Origin of the sequence: Bacillus gobiensis (assembly GCF_001278705.1) — a bacterium.
GTDB lineage: Bacteria > Bacillota > Bacilli > Bacillales > Bacillaceae > Bacillus > Bacillus gobiensis.
The window spans coordinates 3,992,472-4,008,271 of record NZ_CP012600.1; the positions used below are offsets into that span (position 1 = coordinate 3,992,472).

General features: G+C 40.5%; 16 protein-coding genes. 14 read left to right on the forward strand and 2 right to left on the reverse strand.

The genetic code is table 11. The features are described from left to right. Window positions 1-87: 87 nt before the first annotated feature. From AM592_RS20045 to AM592_RS20060, 4 genes are all read left to right on the forward strand, one after another. The gene (locus AM592_RS20045) at window positions 88-1,092 is read left to right on the forward strand and encodes a LacI family DNA-binding transcriptional regulator (RefSeq protein WP_211086196.1); all 1,005 of its coding nucleotides are present in this window, start codon (window positions 88-90) and stop codon (window positions 1,090-1,092) included. A 47-nt stretch (window positions 1,093-1,139) separates the two neighbouring features. Continuing rightward, on the forward strand, window positions 1,140-2,810 hold the full coding sequence (locus AM592_RS20050) for a glycoside hydrolase family 13 protein (protein WP_053605412.1): 1,671 nt from the start codon (window positions 1,140-1,142) through the stop codon (window positions 2,808-2,810). Between the two features lie 271 nt (window positions 2,811-3,081). Then, window positions 3,082-3,867 (forward strand): SurA N-terminal domain-containing protein, encoded by a 786-nt coding sequence (locus AM592_RS20055; protein WP_053605413.1) that lies wholly within the window; start codon window positions 3,082-3,084, stop codon window positions 3,865-3,867. Window positions 3,868-4,014: 147 nt separating this feature from the next. Further along, window positions 4,015-4,893, forward strand: a complete 879-nt coding sequence (locus AM592_RS20060) for a VanW family protein (RefSeq protein ID WP_053605414.1) — start codon at window positions 4,015-4,017, stop codon at window positions 4,891-4,893. A 57-nt stretch (window positions 4,894-4,950) separates the two neighbouring features. Here AM592_RS20060 and AM592_RS20065 read toward each other — a convergent pair whose 3' ends face one another. Then, window positions 4,951-5,358, reverse strand: a complete 408-nt coding sequence (locus tag AM592_RS20065; protein WP_053605415.1) for a DoxX family membrane protein — start codon at window positions 5,356-5,358, stop codon at window positions 4,951-4,953. A gap of 53 nt (window positions 5,359-5,411) precedes the next feature. Between AM592_RS20065 and AM592_RS25255 the strand changes: the two genes are divergently transcribed. From AM592_RS25255 to AM592_RS25410, 5 genes are all read left to right on the forward strand, one after another. After that, a complete protein-coding gene (locus tag AM592_RS25255; protein WP_148564354.1) occupies window positions 5,412-5,669 on the forward strand; it encodes a hypothetical protein in 258 nt (85 codons plus the stop codon). 16 nt (window positions 5,670-5,685) lie between these two features. Beyond that, complete coding sequence (locus tag AM592_RS20070; protein WP_053605416.1) at window positions 5,686-6,117, forward strand: NUDIX hydrolase; 432 nt, start codon at window positions 5,686-5,688, stop codon at window positions 6,115-6,117. Further along, window positions 6,114-6,884: a phosphotransferase family protein gene (locus AM592_RS20075; RefSeq protein ID WP_225970289.1), complete on the forward strand. Its 771-nt coding sequence runs from the start codon at window positions 6,114-6,116 to the stop codon at window positions 6,882-6,884. The genes AM592_RS20070 and AM592_RS20075 overlap by 4 nt, the downstream gene beginning before the upstream one ends. Before the next feature lie 539 nt (window positions 6,885-7,423). After that, the gene (locus AM592_RS20080) at window positions 7,424-7,711 is read left to right on the forward strand and encodes an AbrB/MazE/SpoVT family DNA-binding domain-containing protein (protein WP_053605417.1); all 288 of its coding nucleotides are present in this window, start codon (window positions 7,424-7,426) and stop codon (window positions 7,709-7,711) included. A 259-nt stretch (window positions 7,712-7,970) separates the two neighbouring features. Then, on the forward strand, window positions 7,971-8,057 hold the full coding sequence (locus AM592_RS25410; protein WP_225970412.1) for a topoisomerase DNA-binding C4 zinc finger domain-containing protein: 87 nt from the start codon (window positions 7,971-7,973) through the stop codon (window positions 8,055-8,057). A 223-nt stretch (window positions 8,058-8,280) separates the two neighbouring features. On the opposite strand, the gene AM592_RS20085 is transcribed toward AM592_RS25410, so the two are convergent. After that, window positions 8,281-8,877 carry a peptidoglycan-binding domain-containing protein gene (locus AM592_RS20085; protein ID WP_082364234.1) on the reverse strand — a complete coding sequence of 199 codons (597 nt, stop codon included), beginning with the start codon at window positions 8,875-8,877 and terminating at the stop codon, window positions 8,281-8,283. Window positions 8,878-9,582: 705 nt separating this feature from the next. On the opposite strand from AM592_RS20085, the gene iolA reads away from it, so the two are divergent. The 5 genes from iolA (at window position 9,583) to iolE (ending at window position 15,794) form a co-directional block, all read left to right on the forward strand. Further along, window positions 9,583-11,028, forward strand: a complete 1,446-nt coding sequence (gene iolA / locus AM592_RS20090; RefSeq protein ID WP_053606191.1) for a methylmalonate-semialdehyde dehydrogenase — start codon at window positions 9,583-9,585, stop codon at window positions 11,026-11,028. Between the two features lie 89 nt (window positions 11,029-11,117). Further along, entirely contained in the window at window positions 11,118-11,936 is an 819-nt protein-coding gene (iolB, locus tag AM592_RS20095) for a 5-deoxy-glucuronate isomerase (protein WP_053605418.1), read from the forward strand. A gap of 24 nt (window positions 11,937-11,960) precedes the next feature. Beyond that, on the forward strand, window positions 11,961-12,956 hold the full coding sequence (gene iolC, locus AM592_RS20100; protein ID WP_053605419.1) for a 5-dehydro-2-deoxygluconokinase: 996 nt from the start codon (window positions 11,961-11,963) through the stop codon (window positions 12,954-12,956). Window positions 12,957-12,969: 13 nt separating this feature from the next. Next, window positions 12,970-14,883: a 3D-(3,5/4)-trihydroxycyclohexane-1,2-dione acylhydrolase (decyclizing) gene (gene iolD, locus AM592_RS20105; RefSeq protein ID WP_053605420.1), complete on the forward strand. Its 1,914-nt coding sequence runs from the start codon at window positions 12,970-12,972 to the stop codon at window positions 14,881-14,883. A 17-nt stretch (window positions 14,884-14,900) separates the two neighbouring features. Beyond that, window positions 14,901-15,794, forward strand: coding sequence for a myo-inosose-2 dehydratase (gene iolE, locus AM592_RS20110; protein WP_053605421.1), 894 nt, complete (start codon window positions 14,901-14,903; stop codon window positions 15,792-15,794). Window positions 15,795-15,800 lie beyond the last annotated feature (6 nt).

Sequence of the window (15,800 nt, forward strand, 5' to 3'; positions counted from 1 at the left end):
TCAGAGTTTTTATTTTTTTGTTGACTTATGTTCGAGTGGTTTTATATACTCTTTATAAGAAAGCGTTTACTCGAAGGTGTGATCATTGTGAAACCAACGATCAAAGATGTTGCCCAAAAAGCCAATGTCTCTATAGCAACAGTGTCAAGAATATTAAATAACGAAAAGGGTTATGGTGAAGAAACGCGCAAAAAAGTCCTGTCCGTTATTCGGGAACTCGGGTATCAACCGAATGCCGTTGCCAGGGGACTGATTAACAAGAAAACACAGTCCATTGGAGTTGTGTTTCCTTATGTGTCGAATATGTATTCTGGTGAAGTGTTGTCAGGTATTGAAGAAGCTGCTTATAAGTCAGACTTTAGTGTCGTTATTTGTAATACAGACGGCCAGCAGGAGCGCACGCTGCGAAATTTAAAGATGCTTGCCGAAAAACAAGTCGACTGTATTATTTTCGTTAGTGAAATGGTCAGCGAGGAGACGGCGAAATTTCTTTTAAACACGAGCATCCCTGTGCTTTTGATTTCAACGAAGTCAGAAATGTATCCATTGCCTTATATTAAAACGGATGATCAATTTGCAGCTTTTTCAGCAGTAAATTATCTCATTCAGAGCGGCCACCGGGATATCGCGATGCTTGCGGGACCGATATCTGATCCGATTGCCGGCAGTACAAGAATAAAAGGGTACACACAAGCTTTAACTTCAGCAGGATTCCCGGTTAAAGAGGAAAATATTATTAAAGTGAATGGTTTTAGTTTTGAAGATGGACTAGAAGGGTATGAAATCTTAAAGAATGTGAAGAGCCAGTGTACAGCGGTTTTTGCCGCCAGCGATGAGATAGCGCTTGGCGTTATTTCGGCCGCTTACCAGAATCATGTCAGCATACCTGAAGAGCTTTCAATCATCGGCTATGATAATTTAAAGCTCGCAGAAATGGCAGTACCGCCTTTAACGACAGTTGCCCAGCCGCTGAAAGAAATGGGGAAAATGGCTGTAGAGATGCTGTGTGATCATATTCAATCCGGAAAAGAATTAAACAGCATCATAATGCCTCATAAAATCGTTGAAAGACAATCGGTTAAACGATATTAAAAATTTTGTCTACAAAGTAAACGTTTACTCAAAAAGGGGGAGAAACGATGGAACAGCAATGGTGGAAAGAAGCGGTCGTTTATCAAATTTACCCGAGGAGCTTTAAAGACAGCAACGGAGACGGAATTGGAGACATTCAAGGCATTATTTCTAAGCTGGATTATCTAAAACTTCTTGGAATTGACGTAATATGGCTATCTCCGGTCTATGATTCACCTAATGACGATAATGGGTATGACATTCGCAATTATACAGAAATCATGCAGGAGTTCGGGTCAATGGAGGATATAGACGAGTTAATCGCTGAGGCTCATCGAAAAGGTATTAAAATTGTGATGGATCTTGTCGTTAATCATACGTCTGATGAGCATGAGTGGTTTTTAGAATCGAAATCATCAAAGGATAATCCGAAAAGAGATTTCTATATTTGGAGAGAAGGAAACGGAGATGAGGCCCCTAATAACTGGGAGTCGATGTTTAGAGGCTCGGCTTGGGAATATAATGAACCAACAGAAGATTATTATTTACATTTATTTTCAAAAAAACAGCCGGATTTAAATTGGGAAAACCCTGCTCTGCGCCAGGAAGTATATAAAATGATGACATGGTGGGCGGAGAAAGGCATCGACGGATTTCGAATGGATGTCATCAATTTTATTTCCAAACACCCAGACCTGCCGGATGGAGAGAAATCTCACGGAAAAGAATTCGGAAACGGTGCACCTTTCTTTATGAACGGTCCGAAGATACATGACTACCTTCAGGAAATGAACAAGGAAGTTCTCAGCCGTTACGATCTGATGACTGTCGGGGAAATGCCGGGTGTCGACGTGGAAGAGGCCCGGAAATACACGGATAGCAGCCGGAACGAAGTCAACATGGTGTTCCAATTTGAGCACATGGGTGTCGGAGATGGAGTAGAAGAAGGAAAATGGAGTAATAATGCATGGGAGCTGAATGAATTAAAGGAAATATTGTCCAGGTGGCAAAATGGCTTGGAAACAACAGGATGGAATAGCCTGTACTGGAATAACCACGATCAGCCAAGGGTTGTTTCCCGCTTTGGAAACGATGGCCAGTATCGGGTGGAGTCAGCTAAAATGCTCGCGACCCTGCTTCATATGATGAAAGGCACACCGTATATTTATCAAGGTGAAGAGCTGGGAATGACCAACAGTGAGTTTACATCCGTACATGATTTTAATGATATTGAATCGATAAACTCCTACTATGATTTAAAAAACCGTGCCAAGTGGGATGAAGAGAAAATCATGAATGCTCTAAAGGCCAGAAGCCGGGATAACGCCCGTACGCCTGTTCAGTGGGATCAAACGGAGCATGCAGGGTTTACCACCGGAAATCCATGGCTGGAAGTGAATCCGAATTACAATGACATTAATGCGGAAAAATGTTTAGCCGATAAAAATTCTGTCTTTTATTATTATCAGAAGCTCATCCAGCTCAGAAAAACATATCCGATCATCGTGCATGGCAAATACGAGCTTATTTTTAAAGAACATCCACAGCTTTTTGCTTATGAGAGGCATTACGAAGGCAAGAAATTAGTGGTATTATGCAGTTTTTCTCCTGAAAAGATCGATTTTGACTATCCGTCTCTCGATAAAGCAGACGGTAAGGAATTGTTGATTAGCAATTATTCGCAGGAGAATCAACCGGAAGCCCTGCGGCCGTATGAAGCGCGTGTGTATTTAATTTAATACGAAAGTACGTTTTTTGACCCTGCCCAAAGGTTTTAGTTTGAGCAGGGTATTTTTTCCACTTTATATATATCGCCATAGCTTGCTATATTCAATACAATATTCAGGTTAATTTTGTAAGCTTTTTATTACAAAAACCTTTCAATTCTATTACAGATCCGGGGAATAGGCAGAAATGGTTTATTTTTATGCCAATATCATATAAAATGCGCACTAGATGATTTTCTCGCAATAGGAAATTATACTTCTTAGCTACGAAAGGAGAAAAATCATGAAAAAATTGATATTTCCATTATTTATAGGATTGTTGGCTTTTGCACTAACTGCATGCTCATCCAATGCTGAAGGTGATAAACCAAAAGAGAATAAAAATGAAAATACTGCTCAAGCGGATCAGCAGGATCAGCAAAAGCAACAGCAGGATCAGCAAAAGCAAATGGAAGAAATGCAAAAGAAAATGGAGCAGCAAAAAATTGAAGATAGCAAAACCGTTGCTATTGTAAATGACAAGGAGCTTTTGGGCAGTGACTACAATGCTGTACTAGCTTCATCACAATCCCAGCTTCAACAAATGGGACAAGATCCAACGTCCGAAGAAGCGGCAAAGCAAATAAAAGAACAAACTATCAACAGCTTGGTGGGACAAACGCTTCTAATTCAAGATGCGGATAAAAAAGGCTATAAAGCATCTGATGATGAAGTAAACAAACAACTAGAAGAAAGCAAGAAACAATACAAAAGTGAGAAAGAATTTAACGATGCTGTAAAACAAGCAGGTTTAGATGCTGACAAGCTTAAAGCTCAATTTGCTGAAAGCATTACATTCCAAAAGTATGTTGATAAAGAAATAAAAGTAGATGAAGCAACTGACAAAGAAATTCAACAATACTATGATCAAATTTCCCAGCAAGGAAACAGCACAGGTCAAAAGCCTCCAAAACTAGAGGAAATAAAACCTAAAATCAAAGAACAGCTTGAGCAGCAAAAGAAACAAGAAAAGCTTGTAACAAAGGTTGAAGAGCTTAAGAAACAGTCAAAAGTCGATATTAAAATATAAAAAGACAGGAGTGCTCCTTTAAGATAGGGGCGCTCTTTTTTTACGTTATTTTCTGGATATAAAAGGTATACATAAACAATCACATTTAAAATCATTCTAAAGTTATACATATCTTATTCATTTTACGTATCATCAGGAGGTTGCTTTATGCGGCTAGCATGGATTGCCGGGCTTTTATTAATGGTTCACCAAATGAATACTCCTGACAATTTAACAATAAGCCATCAAGGGCAGACGGTAGCCATTGTTAATCGAGCCGATTTGACAACACCGCTGTTTGGGGTGCCGATCATTGATGAGAATAAATACAATCAGTTTATTGAAACACTTAACCAAAAAATTTATCACGAGCCTGTAAATGCAGTATTGAATGACCATGGGGGAATAGTGCCAGGCGAAGCAGGCTATAAGCTTTATCGAAAAAAATTCAGAGAAGAGTTTACTTCCTATCTGTACGCAAACGGATCAAAAGAATTAGATGTTCCGTTGCTTCCGATAAATCCAAAAGTAGACAGTGAATTGCTTTCTCATATACGGATTCAAAAAATTGGCCAATACGTGACGTACTTCAATAAGAATAACAAAAACCGTACTCACAATATTATTCTTGCTGTCGATGCAATAAATAATTCTGTTGTTTTCCCTGGAGAAAAGTTCTCCTTTAATCAAGTGGTTGGCAAGCGAACAGAAAGCAAAGGATACATGAGGGCGCCTGTCATCGTAAAAGGTGAAATGGCAGAAGATATCGGCGGTGGGATTTGCCAAGTGTCTTCAACCTTATTCAATGCCATTGACAGCGCGGGCGTTCAAATTACCCAACGCTATTCCCACAGCAAGAAGGTTCCCTATGTTCCGCCTGGCCGTGACGCAACCGTAAGCTGGTATGGTCCCGATTTTTCATTTAAAAACATTTATAACCAACCGATTCTAATACGTGCCAAAACAATTGGAGGAATGGTTGTGATCGGAATTTATTCCTCAGATGTAATCAACTATAAGCCCCGAAAGATCTCAAGTCAGAATTAAAAGAAGAAATCCACACGCATAACCTGCTATGCATGTGGATTTTTAAAGGAGGATAAGTTAATCTCTCGCTCGCAAATAATTATTTTTTGGTTTGAAAAGCGGACGATAGCTCTCTATGTTTGAAAAAAGAAGGAAAACATTTAGAAAACCAATGATCAGTGAAGGAAGAATGGTGGTAATGTCCAGAAATGCGTGAAACAAAATCATATTTACTGTAATAGGCATGAAGATAACAAGCGCTAGAGGAACAAAGCGATTGATGACTAACGATAAACCAACAAGAAGCTTCAATAAACCGACGATGAACAGAATATATCCAGTGTTTTCAAGAGCCATCAAAAAATTATTCGCCACAGGATCAGGATATTCCATCGGAGGCACCAAGTTGAATACAACAATCGAACCAGAAGCTAAAAGCATAAGTCCAAATACAATACGTAAAATCATTGTGATTTTACTTTTCATCCTTCTCACCCCTTCAATTTTTTCAGAAACCTGATCTCTTAGGTAGCCGCATTATGAAAACAATAAAAATCAACAAAGAGACAACAACAGACACAGCGCTGACTATGAACAGGCCCCGATACCCAGTATATTGCGAAACCCAGCCAAGTATGATTGCCCCTATACCGATCCCCACGTCAAATGCGGTGAGAAAAGAAGCTGTGGCTCCTTATTTACGATTCGCGATTTGCAGCTTAATTCCTTCACTTATATATCATTCCTACTTGAAGGATTTCTTTCTCTTCGAAGCGAAGGTAAAAGAATGCAAGTAAAAGGAGTGGGGAAATGATGTTTATCATAAACGTAGAAGGAGCAATATGTAAAGAAAACAAATGGCTGGTCATTGAACGCAGCTCTAAGGAAGCACACGCCGGCGGCCTTCTTTCTCTTGTTGGCGGTACAGTAGATCAGGAAGGAGATTCCAATGATCTATTAGAAAGAACGTTGAAAAGGGAAATGTATGAAGAGGTAGGTATCACAGTGAAAAATCTAATGTATGTTAGAAACACTTCGTTTGTAATTGATAACGACCGAGAGGTGATCGATATCGTGTTTTTGTGTGAAATTGATGAAGGGAAGCCTTTTGCGAAAAGTCCGGATGAAGTAGAATCTGTCTTTTGGATGACTGCTGAAGAAATTTTTCATCATGAAAAGGCGCCAATCTGGTTAAAAGAGAGTATTCAAGAGGCCGATGCTATTCGGGAGAAAACGTTTCAATGAAGAAAGCTTCTGGACATATGCTGCCGGATCGTGTGTTAAAATGGGTCATCCAATCTGTTGGCCCTGATGCTTCCATACAATCGATTCAAGAACTTCATGGCGGGATGTCGTCTCTGGTTCACAGGATTTCTGTAGGAGCCGATCATTCAGAAAAAGAATTTGTCTTGCGTCTGTTCACCAATGCTGACTGGCTGCGTGCTGAACCAGACTTAGCGCTTCATGAAGCAGAAAGTCTTCGGGTGGCGTCTCGGACTGGTGTGCAGACGCCCCACATCATCGCATTTGATGAAACGGGAATTGAATGCGGCGTGCCGGCCGTATTGATGACGAAGCTGGAAGGGACGGTAGAATTAAGGCCGGAGAGTATGACCCGATGGGTAAATGAGCTGGCAGATGCATTGGTAAAGATTCATTCGATCGAAGCTGATGACTTTCCTTGGACATACTTTACCTATCACGATATCGCTTCTCTGGAGATTCCAGGCTGGTCGAGTGTCCCGGATTTATGGAAGAGCGCGATTGAAATACTAAAGGGGCCACGTCCCGAGTCGAAAGAGTGTTTCATCCATCGGGATTACCATCCTACCAATGTATTGTGGTCAGAGAATACAGTGAGCGGCGTTGTCGATTGGGTCAATTCTTGTAAAGGTCCGGCAGGTATTGACGTTGGCCATTGCAGAGTGAACCTGGCTATGTTATTCGGAATCCAAACCGCTGATTTATTTTTATCAGCTTATCAAAATTCCGCGGGGCTGTATTATAAGTAAAGTACGATCCATATTGGGATATATTATCATTAGCGGATATAGTAGATGGGCCGCCCGAAGTATATCCCGGCTGGCCGGCTTTTGGTGTTACAGGGCTGACAGACAAACTAATAATGGAACGGCTGGACAGGTATTTGATCAGCTTGTTAGAACGTATATAGAGATTACAAGTATATTAGATATCTATCCCATTTATGGGAATATACACCTGCGACAAATGTATCTGAGAAAGTATCATCTCAGAATATTTTAGCAGTGATATTAAACCTTCACAAAAATGGAGAAAAATGAATGGGATAATGTGTAAATGATGAAGTGTTTTATGGTTTATCCATAGTCTTCTAATGGTTAGAACAAGACGTGGCTTAATTGGTTAAGCCCCCGCTCTCTAAGAGAATGGAATAGATTTCCCGAAGTTTCAGCATGTGAAACAAGTACACTAGAATTCTTTTTAAACATGTTGCTATTCAATCTCCTAATTTATCGGTATAATAGAATTTAATAAAAATATACCCTTTAAAAAATTGGAGGATGTAGTGATGAAAGCTACAGGTGTGACAAGAAAAGTTGATGATTTAGGAAGAATTGTACTTCCTAAGGAGCTGCGTCGTACGCTAGGGATTCAAATTAAAGATCCGATCGAGATTTTTGTTGAAAAAGATAAGATTATTCTAAAGAAATACAGTCCTGTAAAAGCTTGTTTGATAACAGGAGAGGTAAGCGAAAATAACATGGAATTTGGCGATGGAAACATTGTATTAAGTCCGGAAGGTGCACGGATTCTGATCGATGAGATACGTAATAAAGCGAAAGAGAATTGGGTATAAGGATTTTTTGGTGATTTAGACAGTAGATTTTCATCAATATTCTTATCCTAGGTTTGACGAAATGAGCCCTCTGACCGGGAAGAAGGTTTAAGGTATAAATTCCCGATCTAGGGCAATAAATGCGATTTGATAAAAACATGCCTAGGGCAGGATTCACTACGATTAAACTCACTTTTAGTAGCTTAAAGAAACTTTTCTTCCTTTCCCATTCAAGGGAAAAATCTCCACCCTTTTCCCCTTGCATTCCGCAATTCGGCAGGTGCTCAGGCAGTCGAAAAATGGCCAATTTATTGGTTGTTCCAACTATCCAACATGTAAATACACCGAAAATGTTGCAAATGTTTAATACAAATAAAGTTATTTACTTTTAAACAGTCAGAAGCCGCATTCCTTCATTGAAAGTATGCGGCTCATTCAAAGAATAAGTTGTCCGACAGGTTGGGTACCTAAAAGACACCCAACCTGTTTTTTTGTTACCATAACAAACATGATAAGGAGTGAAAGTAAAACCCATGGAATTCATAAATTTCATTGGTTCGTAGTCATTATAACGAAATGTTATTCTATCTTTATTCTTCTACTACGCGACCGTCCTTATAGATATGGAACCAGCCAATTGTGCCTGAACCACCTTCATCTATCCAGTCCTTATTCGCCGCTTTGAGTTGATAATAGGATTGTTTTTTATTATCTTTTACTAATCTACCGTCACCACCGAATACAATGTTTTTACCTAGCTTTTTTTGACCTATTGCAATCGCATCATCCACGGTAAATTGTTGTCTTTCTACTTTATTTTGGTCTAACGCTGCCCACGTTAATGGACCAACAATACCATCTTGAGATAGATTATGATCAGCTTGAAACTGTTTTACCACCGCTTGAGTTTTAGGACCAAAAATACCATCCACACTTGTATCATATTTCAAATCTTTAAGGATTTGCTGCAGATCATCCACATAACTAGAGTTGGAACCTATGCTCAAAGAGGGACGTGTTTCTGATTTTGCTACCCCTTTTTGAGAGGAGACAGCTGCTACCTGTGTTTCAGCTTGTGCTTGAAGGGAACTTTTAGCCCCCACAGTGCTAGTTTCTGCTGCTGAAACTTGTCCAGAAACCCCTGCTAATGATAACAATGCGACTGTACCAACTAATACCTTTTTCATTTCTTATCATCCTTCCTTACTCTTAGATTTCCATAAATGTGAGTTCACGAGCTCGTCTCCATATACATGCATAATCTCTTCTAATTCTTGATCTTTACCATACTCTTTTCATAGGTGTCCCCGCTTTTTTCTCCCCCTTATCACCGTTCATTGTTTTGACGAGGTTAGGGGGAATCAGGTTTCAAATAATACATTACTTCAACTTATTCGATAAAAAGCACACAAGAAAATCTATCGTTATATTTTCTCTTCTTATCAAAGTGAATGTTTTGGGGAAAAGCGTTTAACCCCTTTGAAAATCCAAATTTTTCTCCTTATGGGTCGCTCAAATCTATCAGTCTCTTTTTAATAGATCGACATTCAATTTCTTTGATTTTAACGTGAAAAGTAAGGGAGTTCTTGTTTTGTCTGATATGTTGTAAGAAGAATAAATAAAAAATAATACAAAAAGTTTGTATTTTAATTGACTGAAAGCGTTTTAAATTATATGATGTTTATAAGAAGTAACCAATATATACTCAAAATATAACAATGGTTGGTGGGAAGAGGTGGTGTTTTTATAATTCAAGATAAATGAACTTGTTTTTTAAAACCTTCCAGATACCTGTTCTGAGCTTTACGAAACTTTGGCAGCTATTATTTTTAATAATTCTAAACAACCTGTGTAAGGGGGAAATAAACGTGTCACAAGCAGTAACAGTGAAAATGAAAAATTATATTAATGGTGAATGGGTTGAGAGCAATGCGACGCATTATGAGGATGTCTATAATCCGGCAACGAAAGAAGTGATTGCACAAGTTCCACTCTCGCCGAAAGAAGACCTGGATTATGCAGTAGAAGCTGCAAAGACAGCGTTCGAAAAATGGAAAAAGGTAGCCGTTCCACGACGTGCAAGAATTCTCTTTAATTATCAGCAGCTATTAACCAAACATAAAGAAGAATTGGCTCAGTTAATTACGATTGAGAATGGAAAAAATTTAACGGAGGCATTAGGCGAGGTTCAGCGTGGCATTGAAAATGTCGAATTTGCTGCAGGCGCTCCGTCCTTGATGATGGGAGATTCACTAGCTTCTATTGCGACAGATGTAGAAGCAGCAAATTACCGTTATCCAGTCGGAGTTGTCGGTGGAATTGCACCCTTTAATTTTCCGATGATGGTGCCTTGCTGGATGTTCCCGATGGCAATCGCGCTTGGTAACACGTTTATTTTAAAACCATCTGAAAGAACACCATTATTGACAGAAAAATTGGTCGAATTATTTACAGAAGCAGGCCTTCCAAAAGGCGTTTTTAATGTCGTTTACGGTGCGCATGATGTCGTAAATGGAATATTGGATCATCCGGAAGTGAAAGCAATCTCATTTGTAGGCTCCAAACCCGTCGGAGAGTACGTATTCAAACGGGGCAGCGAAAATTTAAAACGAGTTCAAGCATTAACAGGGGCCAAAAACCACACGATTGTTTTAAATGATGCCGATTTAGATGAAACGATCACGAATATAATTGGTGCTGCTTTCGGATCGGCAGGTGAGCGTTGTATGGCATGTGCTGTTGTAACTGTAGAGGAAGGGATTGCTGATAAATTTATCGCAAGACTAACAGAAGCAGCGAAAAATATTAAGATGGGTAATGGCCTTGATGATGGCGTATTTTTAGGGCCGGTTATTCGCGAAGAAAATAAAAAACGCACTTTACAATATATCGAAACAGGGATTGAAGAAGGAGCCTCCATGCTTTGTGATGGCCGTGCAAATATCTCAGATGAAGGATTCTTTGTCGGTCCAACGATCTTCGACAATGTAAAAACGGATATGACGCTTTGGAAAGAGGAAATCTTTGCACCGCTCTTATCAATCATTCGTGTGAAAAATTTGAAGGAAGCTGTTGATACTGCAAATCAATCTGAATTTGCTAATGGGGCATGTATTTTTACATCAAATGCTTCTGCCATTCGGTATTTCCGTGAAAATATAGATGCGGGTATGTTAGGCGTGAATTTAGGAGTCCCTGCTCCAATGGCGTTTTTCCCATTCTCCGGCTGGAAATCTTCATTTTTTGGAACGTTGCATGCGAATGGCAAAGATAGTGTTGATTTCTATACACGGAAGAAAGTCGTGACTGCACGCTATAAATCCCCGTCATTTGAATAAAACAACTTTTGCAGAGAGAATTCCTAGTATTGTAATAATAGAATTCTCTTCTGTTGATCCAATCCACGAAAGAAATGGGAGGCAACCTAATGAGTAACTTGCTGCGAAAACCGATAACGAAAGAAATCAATCCAGGTGTTACTATCTGCCATGAGGTGACCACAGAAAATTCTTCTTTAAAATATGTCGACTTTAAAATTGTCGATTTGGTTCCCGGTGCAACGTATTCAGAAGAACTGGGGAAGACGGAATGCTGCATCGTGGCAGTAACAGGGAAAATCAACGTAACTGATAAAGAAAAAACGTTTGAAAATTTAGGAACGAGAGAAAGTGTTTTTGAAAAAATACCGACGGACAGTGTGTATGTGTCAAACGATCGCGGCTTCGAAGTGGAAGCGGTGACACAGGCGCGAGTTGCCTTATGCTACTCACCATCCGAGAAGCAATTGCCTACCAAACTGATTCGAGCTGCTGATAATGGAGTTGAAAACAGAGGAGATGGCCAAAACAAACGGTTAGTTCACAACATTTTGCCAGATTCAGATCCATCTGCGAACAGTTTGCTTGTCGTAGAAGTCATTACAGAAAGCGGAAACTGGTCCAGCTATCCGCCGCATAAGCATGATCGGGATAACCTGCCGGAGGAGTCATTTTTAGAAGAATCCTATTATCACGAAATGAATCCAAAGCAAGGATTTGTATTCCAGCGAGTATATACAGATGATCGATCGTTGGATGAAACGATGACAGTTGAGAACGGTGATGTCGTGATCGTGCCGGAAGGCTATCACCCGGTCGGCGTACCTGCAGGTTATACTTCCTATTATTTAAATGTAATGGCCGGACCGACGCGGACGTGGAAGTTTCACAATGATCCAGATCATGAATGGATACTGGCAAGCAACTAATCAGGGAAGGAGCAGTGATCGGAGATGAAATACGAATTTACTAGTCAAAAAGAATATGATCTTATCGCAATCGGACGCGCTTGCATCGATCTGAATGCAACAGAGTATAACCGTCCAATGGAAGAAACGATGACATTTTCAAAATACGTGGGTGGTTCCCCGGCTAATATTGCTATAGGGAGCTCTAAATTGGGATTAAAAGCAGGTTTTATCGGAAAAATTTCAGATGATCAGCATGGACGATTTATTGAGAAATACATGCGTGATTGCGGAATTGATACATCAAATCTCGTCATAGATCAAGAGGGACATAAAAGCGGCTTAACCTTTACAGAGATTAAAAGTCCGGAAGAATGCAGCATTTTAATGTATCGGGAAAATGTAGCCGATCTTTATTTAGATCCGTCAGAAGTAAACGAGGACTATATAAAAAAAGCAAAACTTCTCTTAGTGTCAGGTACTGCTTTATCGAAAAGCCCATCACGTGAAGCGGTATTTAAAGCGGTAAGTATAGCTAAGAAAAATGACATAAAAGTAGTATTTGAATTGGATTACCGCCCATATTCATGGGATTCTCCAGAGCAAACAGCCGTTTATTATTCATTCGTTGCAGAGCAGGCAAATGTTGTCATAGGTACCCGGGATGAATACGATGCGATGGAAAACAGAACAGGCGGCCAAAACGAGAGCACCACCGACTATTTGTTTGCCTATTCACCAGAGTTAATTGTAATTAAACATGGAGTGGAAGGATCATATGCTTATACAAAATCAGGCGAAACATATAAAAGTGAAGCCTATCCGACGAAGGTATTAAAAACGTTTGGAGCGGGCGATTCATATGCTTCCGCTTTTCTGTATGCTTTACTCAGCGGCAAAGACATTGAAACGGCTCTAAAGTATGGAAGCGCTTCAGCTTCGATTGTTGTCAGCAAGCATAGTTCCTCTGAAGCGATGCCATCGAAAGAAGAAATCGAGGACCTGCTGAATAAACACTCTGAAGCGAAACAACTGAGATAAGGAGTGGGGGAAAATCGTGAAAACCATTAGACTAACAACAGCACAAGCATTAGTTAAGTTTTTAAACCAGCAATACATTCACGTAGATGGAAGGGAATTCCCCTTTGTTGAAGGCGTATTTAATATTTTTGGCCACGGCAATGTATTAGGGATCGGCCAGGCGCTTGAGCAGGAGGCCGGAAGATTGAAAATCATCCAAGGAAAAAACGAACAAGGAATGGCCCATGCGGCGATTGCGTATAGCAAACAAATGCTGCGGCAAAAAATTTATGCGGTGACCACGTCAGTCGGTCCAGGCGCTGCTAATTTAACAGCCGCGGCAGGAACGGCATTGGCGAATAATATTCCTGTCTTATTATTGCCAGGTGATACCTTCGCGACCAGACAGCCTGATCCAGTGTTGCAGCAAGTGGAGCAAGAGTATAGCGCCGCGGTGACGACAAATGATGCGCTAAAGCCAGTTTCAAGATATTGGGACCGAATTACCCGGCCGGAACAATTGATGTCTAGTTTACTGCGGGCTTTTGAAGTCATGACCGATCCGGCAAAAGCCGGCCCCGCAACGATTTGCATCTCGCAAGATGTTGAAGGGGAAGCGTATGATTTTGATGAAAGCTTCTTTATCAATCGTGTCCATTATCTTGATCGGAAATTGCCGACAGAACGTGAATTAAATGAGGCAGCTGAATTAATAAAAGCAAGCAAAAAGCCGGTAATCCTAGTGGGCGGCGGTGCAAAATATTCAGAAGCACACGAAATATTGATAACGCTTTCGGAAAGGCATAATATTCCGCTGGTCGAAACCCAAGCCGGCAAATCCACTGTAGAAAGTACATTTAAAAATAACCTTGGCGGCATGGGAATAACCGGAACACTGTCAGCCAATAAAGCTGCGCGCCAGGCCGACTTAATTATCGGAATCGGCACGAGATATACTGACTTTGCGACTTCTTCCAAAACGGCTTTTCAATTTGATCAAACGAAATTTCTGAATATTAATGTCAGCCGAATGCAGGCGTATAAGCTTGATGCGTTTCAAGTGGTCGCAGATGCGAAAACAACGTTAGAGCAGCTGGCACCGCTATTAGAAGACTATACGAGTGAGTTTGGCGGCACGATAACGGAATTAAAAGAAGAATGGGCAGCGGAGCGCGACCGTCTAGGCAAAGTAACATTTAGCAGAGAGGATTTTGATCCTGAAGTAAAAAATCATTTCTCTCAAGAAGTACTCAATGAATATGCAGATACGTTAAATACAGAATTAGCACAAACGACCGCGCTGCTTACTATTAATGACACCATTGCTCCTGACAGTATCATTATTGGTTCAGCGGGATCGCTTCCAGGTGACCTGCAGCGTATATGGAACCCGACGGTACGAAACACCTATCATTTAGAATATGGCTACTCCTGTATGGGATATGAGGTATCTGGTACGTTAGGTCTGAAACTAGCTGATCCGACGAAAGAAGTGTACTCATTGGTGGGGGATGGCAGCTTCCTAATGCTGCATTCGGAATTCCTCACATCTATTCAATATAATCACAAAATCAATGTGCTGCTTTTTGATAATTCCGGATTCGGCTGTATCAATAATTTGCAAATGGATCATGGAAGCGACAGCTATTATTGTGAATTTAGAACGCATGACAATCAAATCCTTAATGTGGATTACGCGAAAATAGCGGAAGGATACGGCGCAAAAGCTTACCGAGCGAACACAGTTGAGGAGTTAAAAGCGGCATTGGAGGATGCGAAAAATCAGAAGGTGTCCACATTGATTGAAATGAAAGTGCTTCCAAAGACGATGAGTGATGGATATGACAGCTGGTGGCATGTTGGGGTTGCCGAAGTGTCTAATAAAGAAAGCATTCAAAAAGCTTATGAATTTAAGCAGGAGAAGCTTACACACGCAAAACAATATTAGGGGAAGAGGGCAAGAGGATGGGAGATCGCGATATTTTATGGGGGATTGCTCCGATTGGCTGGCGCAATGACGATTTACCGGAAATCGGTGCAGAAAACACATTGCAGAACCTGTTAAGCGATATTGTGGTGGCCGGCTTCGAAGGAACTGAAGTTGGTGGTTTTTTTCCTGAAGCGAAGGTGTTGAACAAAGAGCTTCAGCTGCGAAATTTAAGAGTGGCGGGGAAATGGTTTAGCAGTTTTATCATTCGCGATGGGATTGAAGCGGCTTCGAAAGCTTTCCATCAACATTGTTCTTTTTTAAGGGATGTCCATGCAGACGTGGCAGTAGTATCTGAGCAAACTTACAGCATTCAGGGTACCCAAAAAAATGTCTTCACTGAAAAACCTCATTTTACTGATGGGGAATGGGAGATCGTGTGCGAAGGGCTGGATAAGCTGGGAAAAATCGCTGCGCAATATAACTTAAAATTGGTGTACCACCATCATTTGGGAACGGGTATTCAAACTGCCGAGGAGATCGATAGTTTGATGAAACATACGAACTCTGATTATGTACATTTGCTATATGACACTGGTCATATCTACGTGTCTGACGGAGATTATTTGAGTGTACTAAATAAACATCACGATCGGATTAAACACGTCCATTTCAAGGATACGAGAAGAAAAGTAATGGATGAGTGCAAAGAATCGGGCCGTTCGTTTTTCCAATCTTTTTTAAGCGGAATGTTTACGGTACCGGGTGATGGAGGTATTGACTTTAAAGAAGTGTATAAGCGATTAACATCTTACAATTATCAGGGTTGGATTGTTATAGAAGCTGAGCAGGATCCTGCTATAGCTCATCCATTGGAATATGCGTTATTGGCTCGTAAGTATATCAATGAAAATCTGCTTGTACACACATAATTTTGT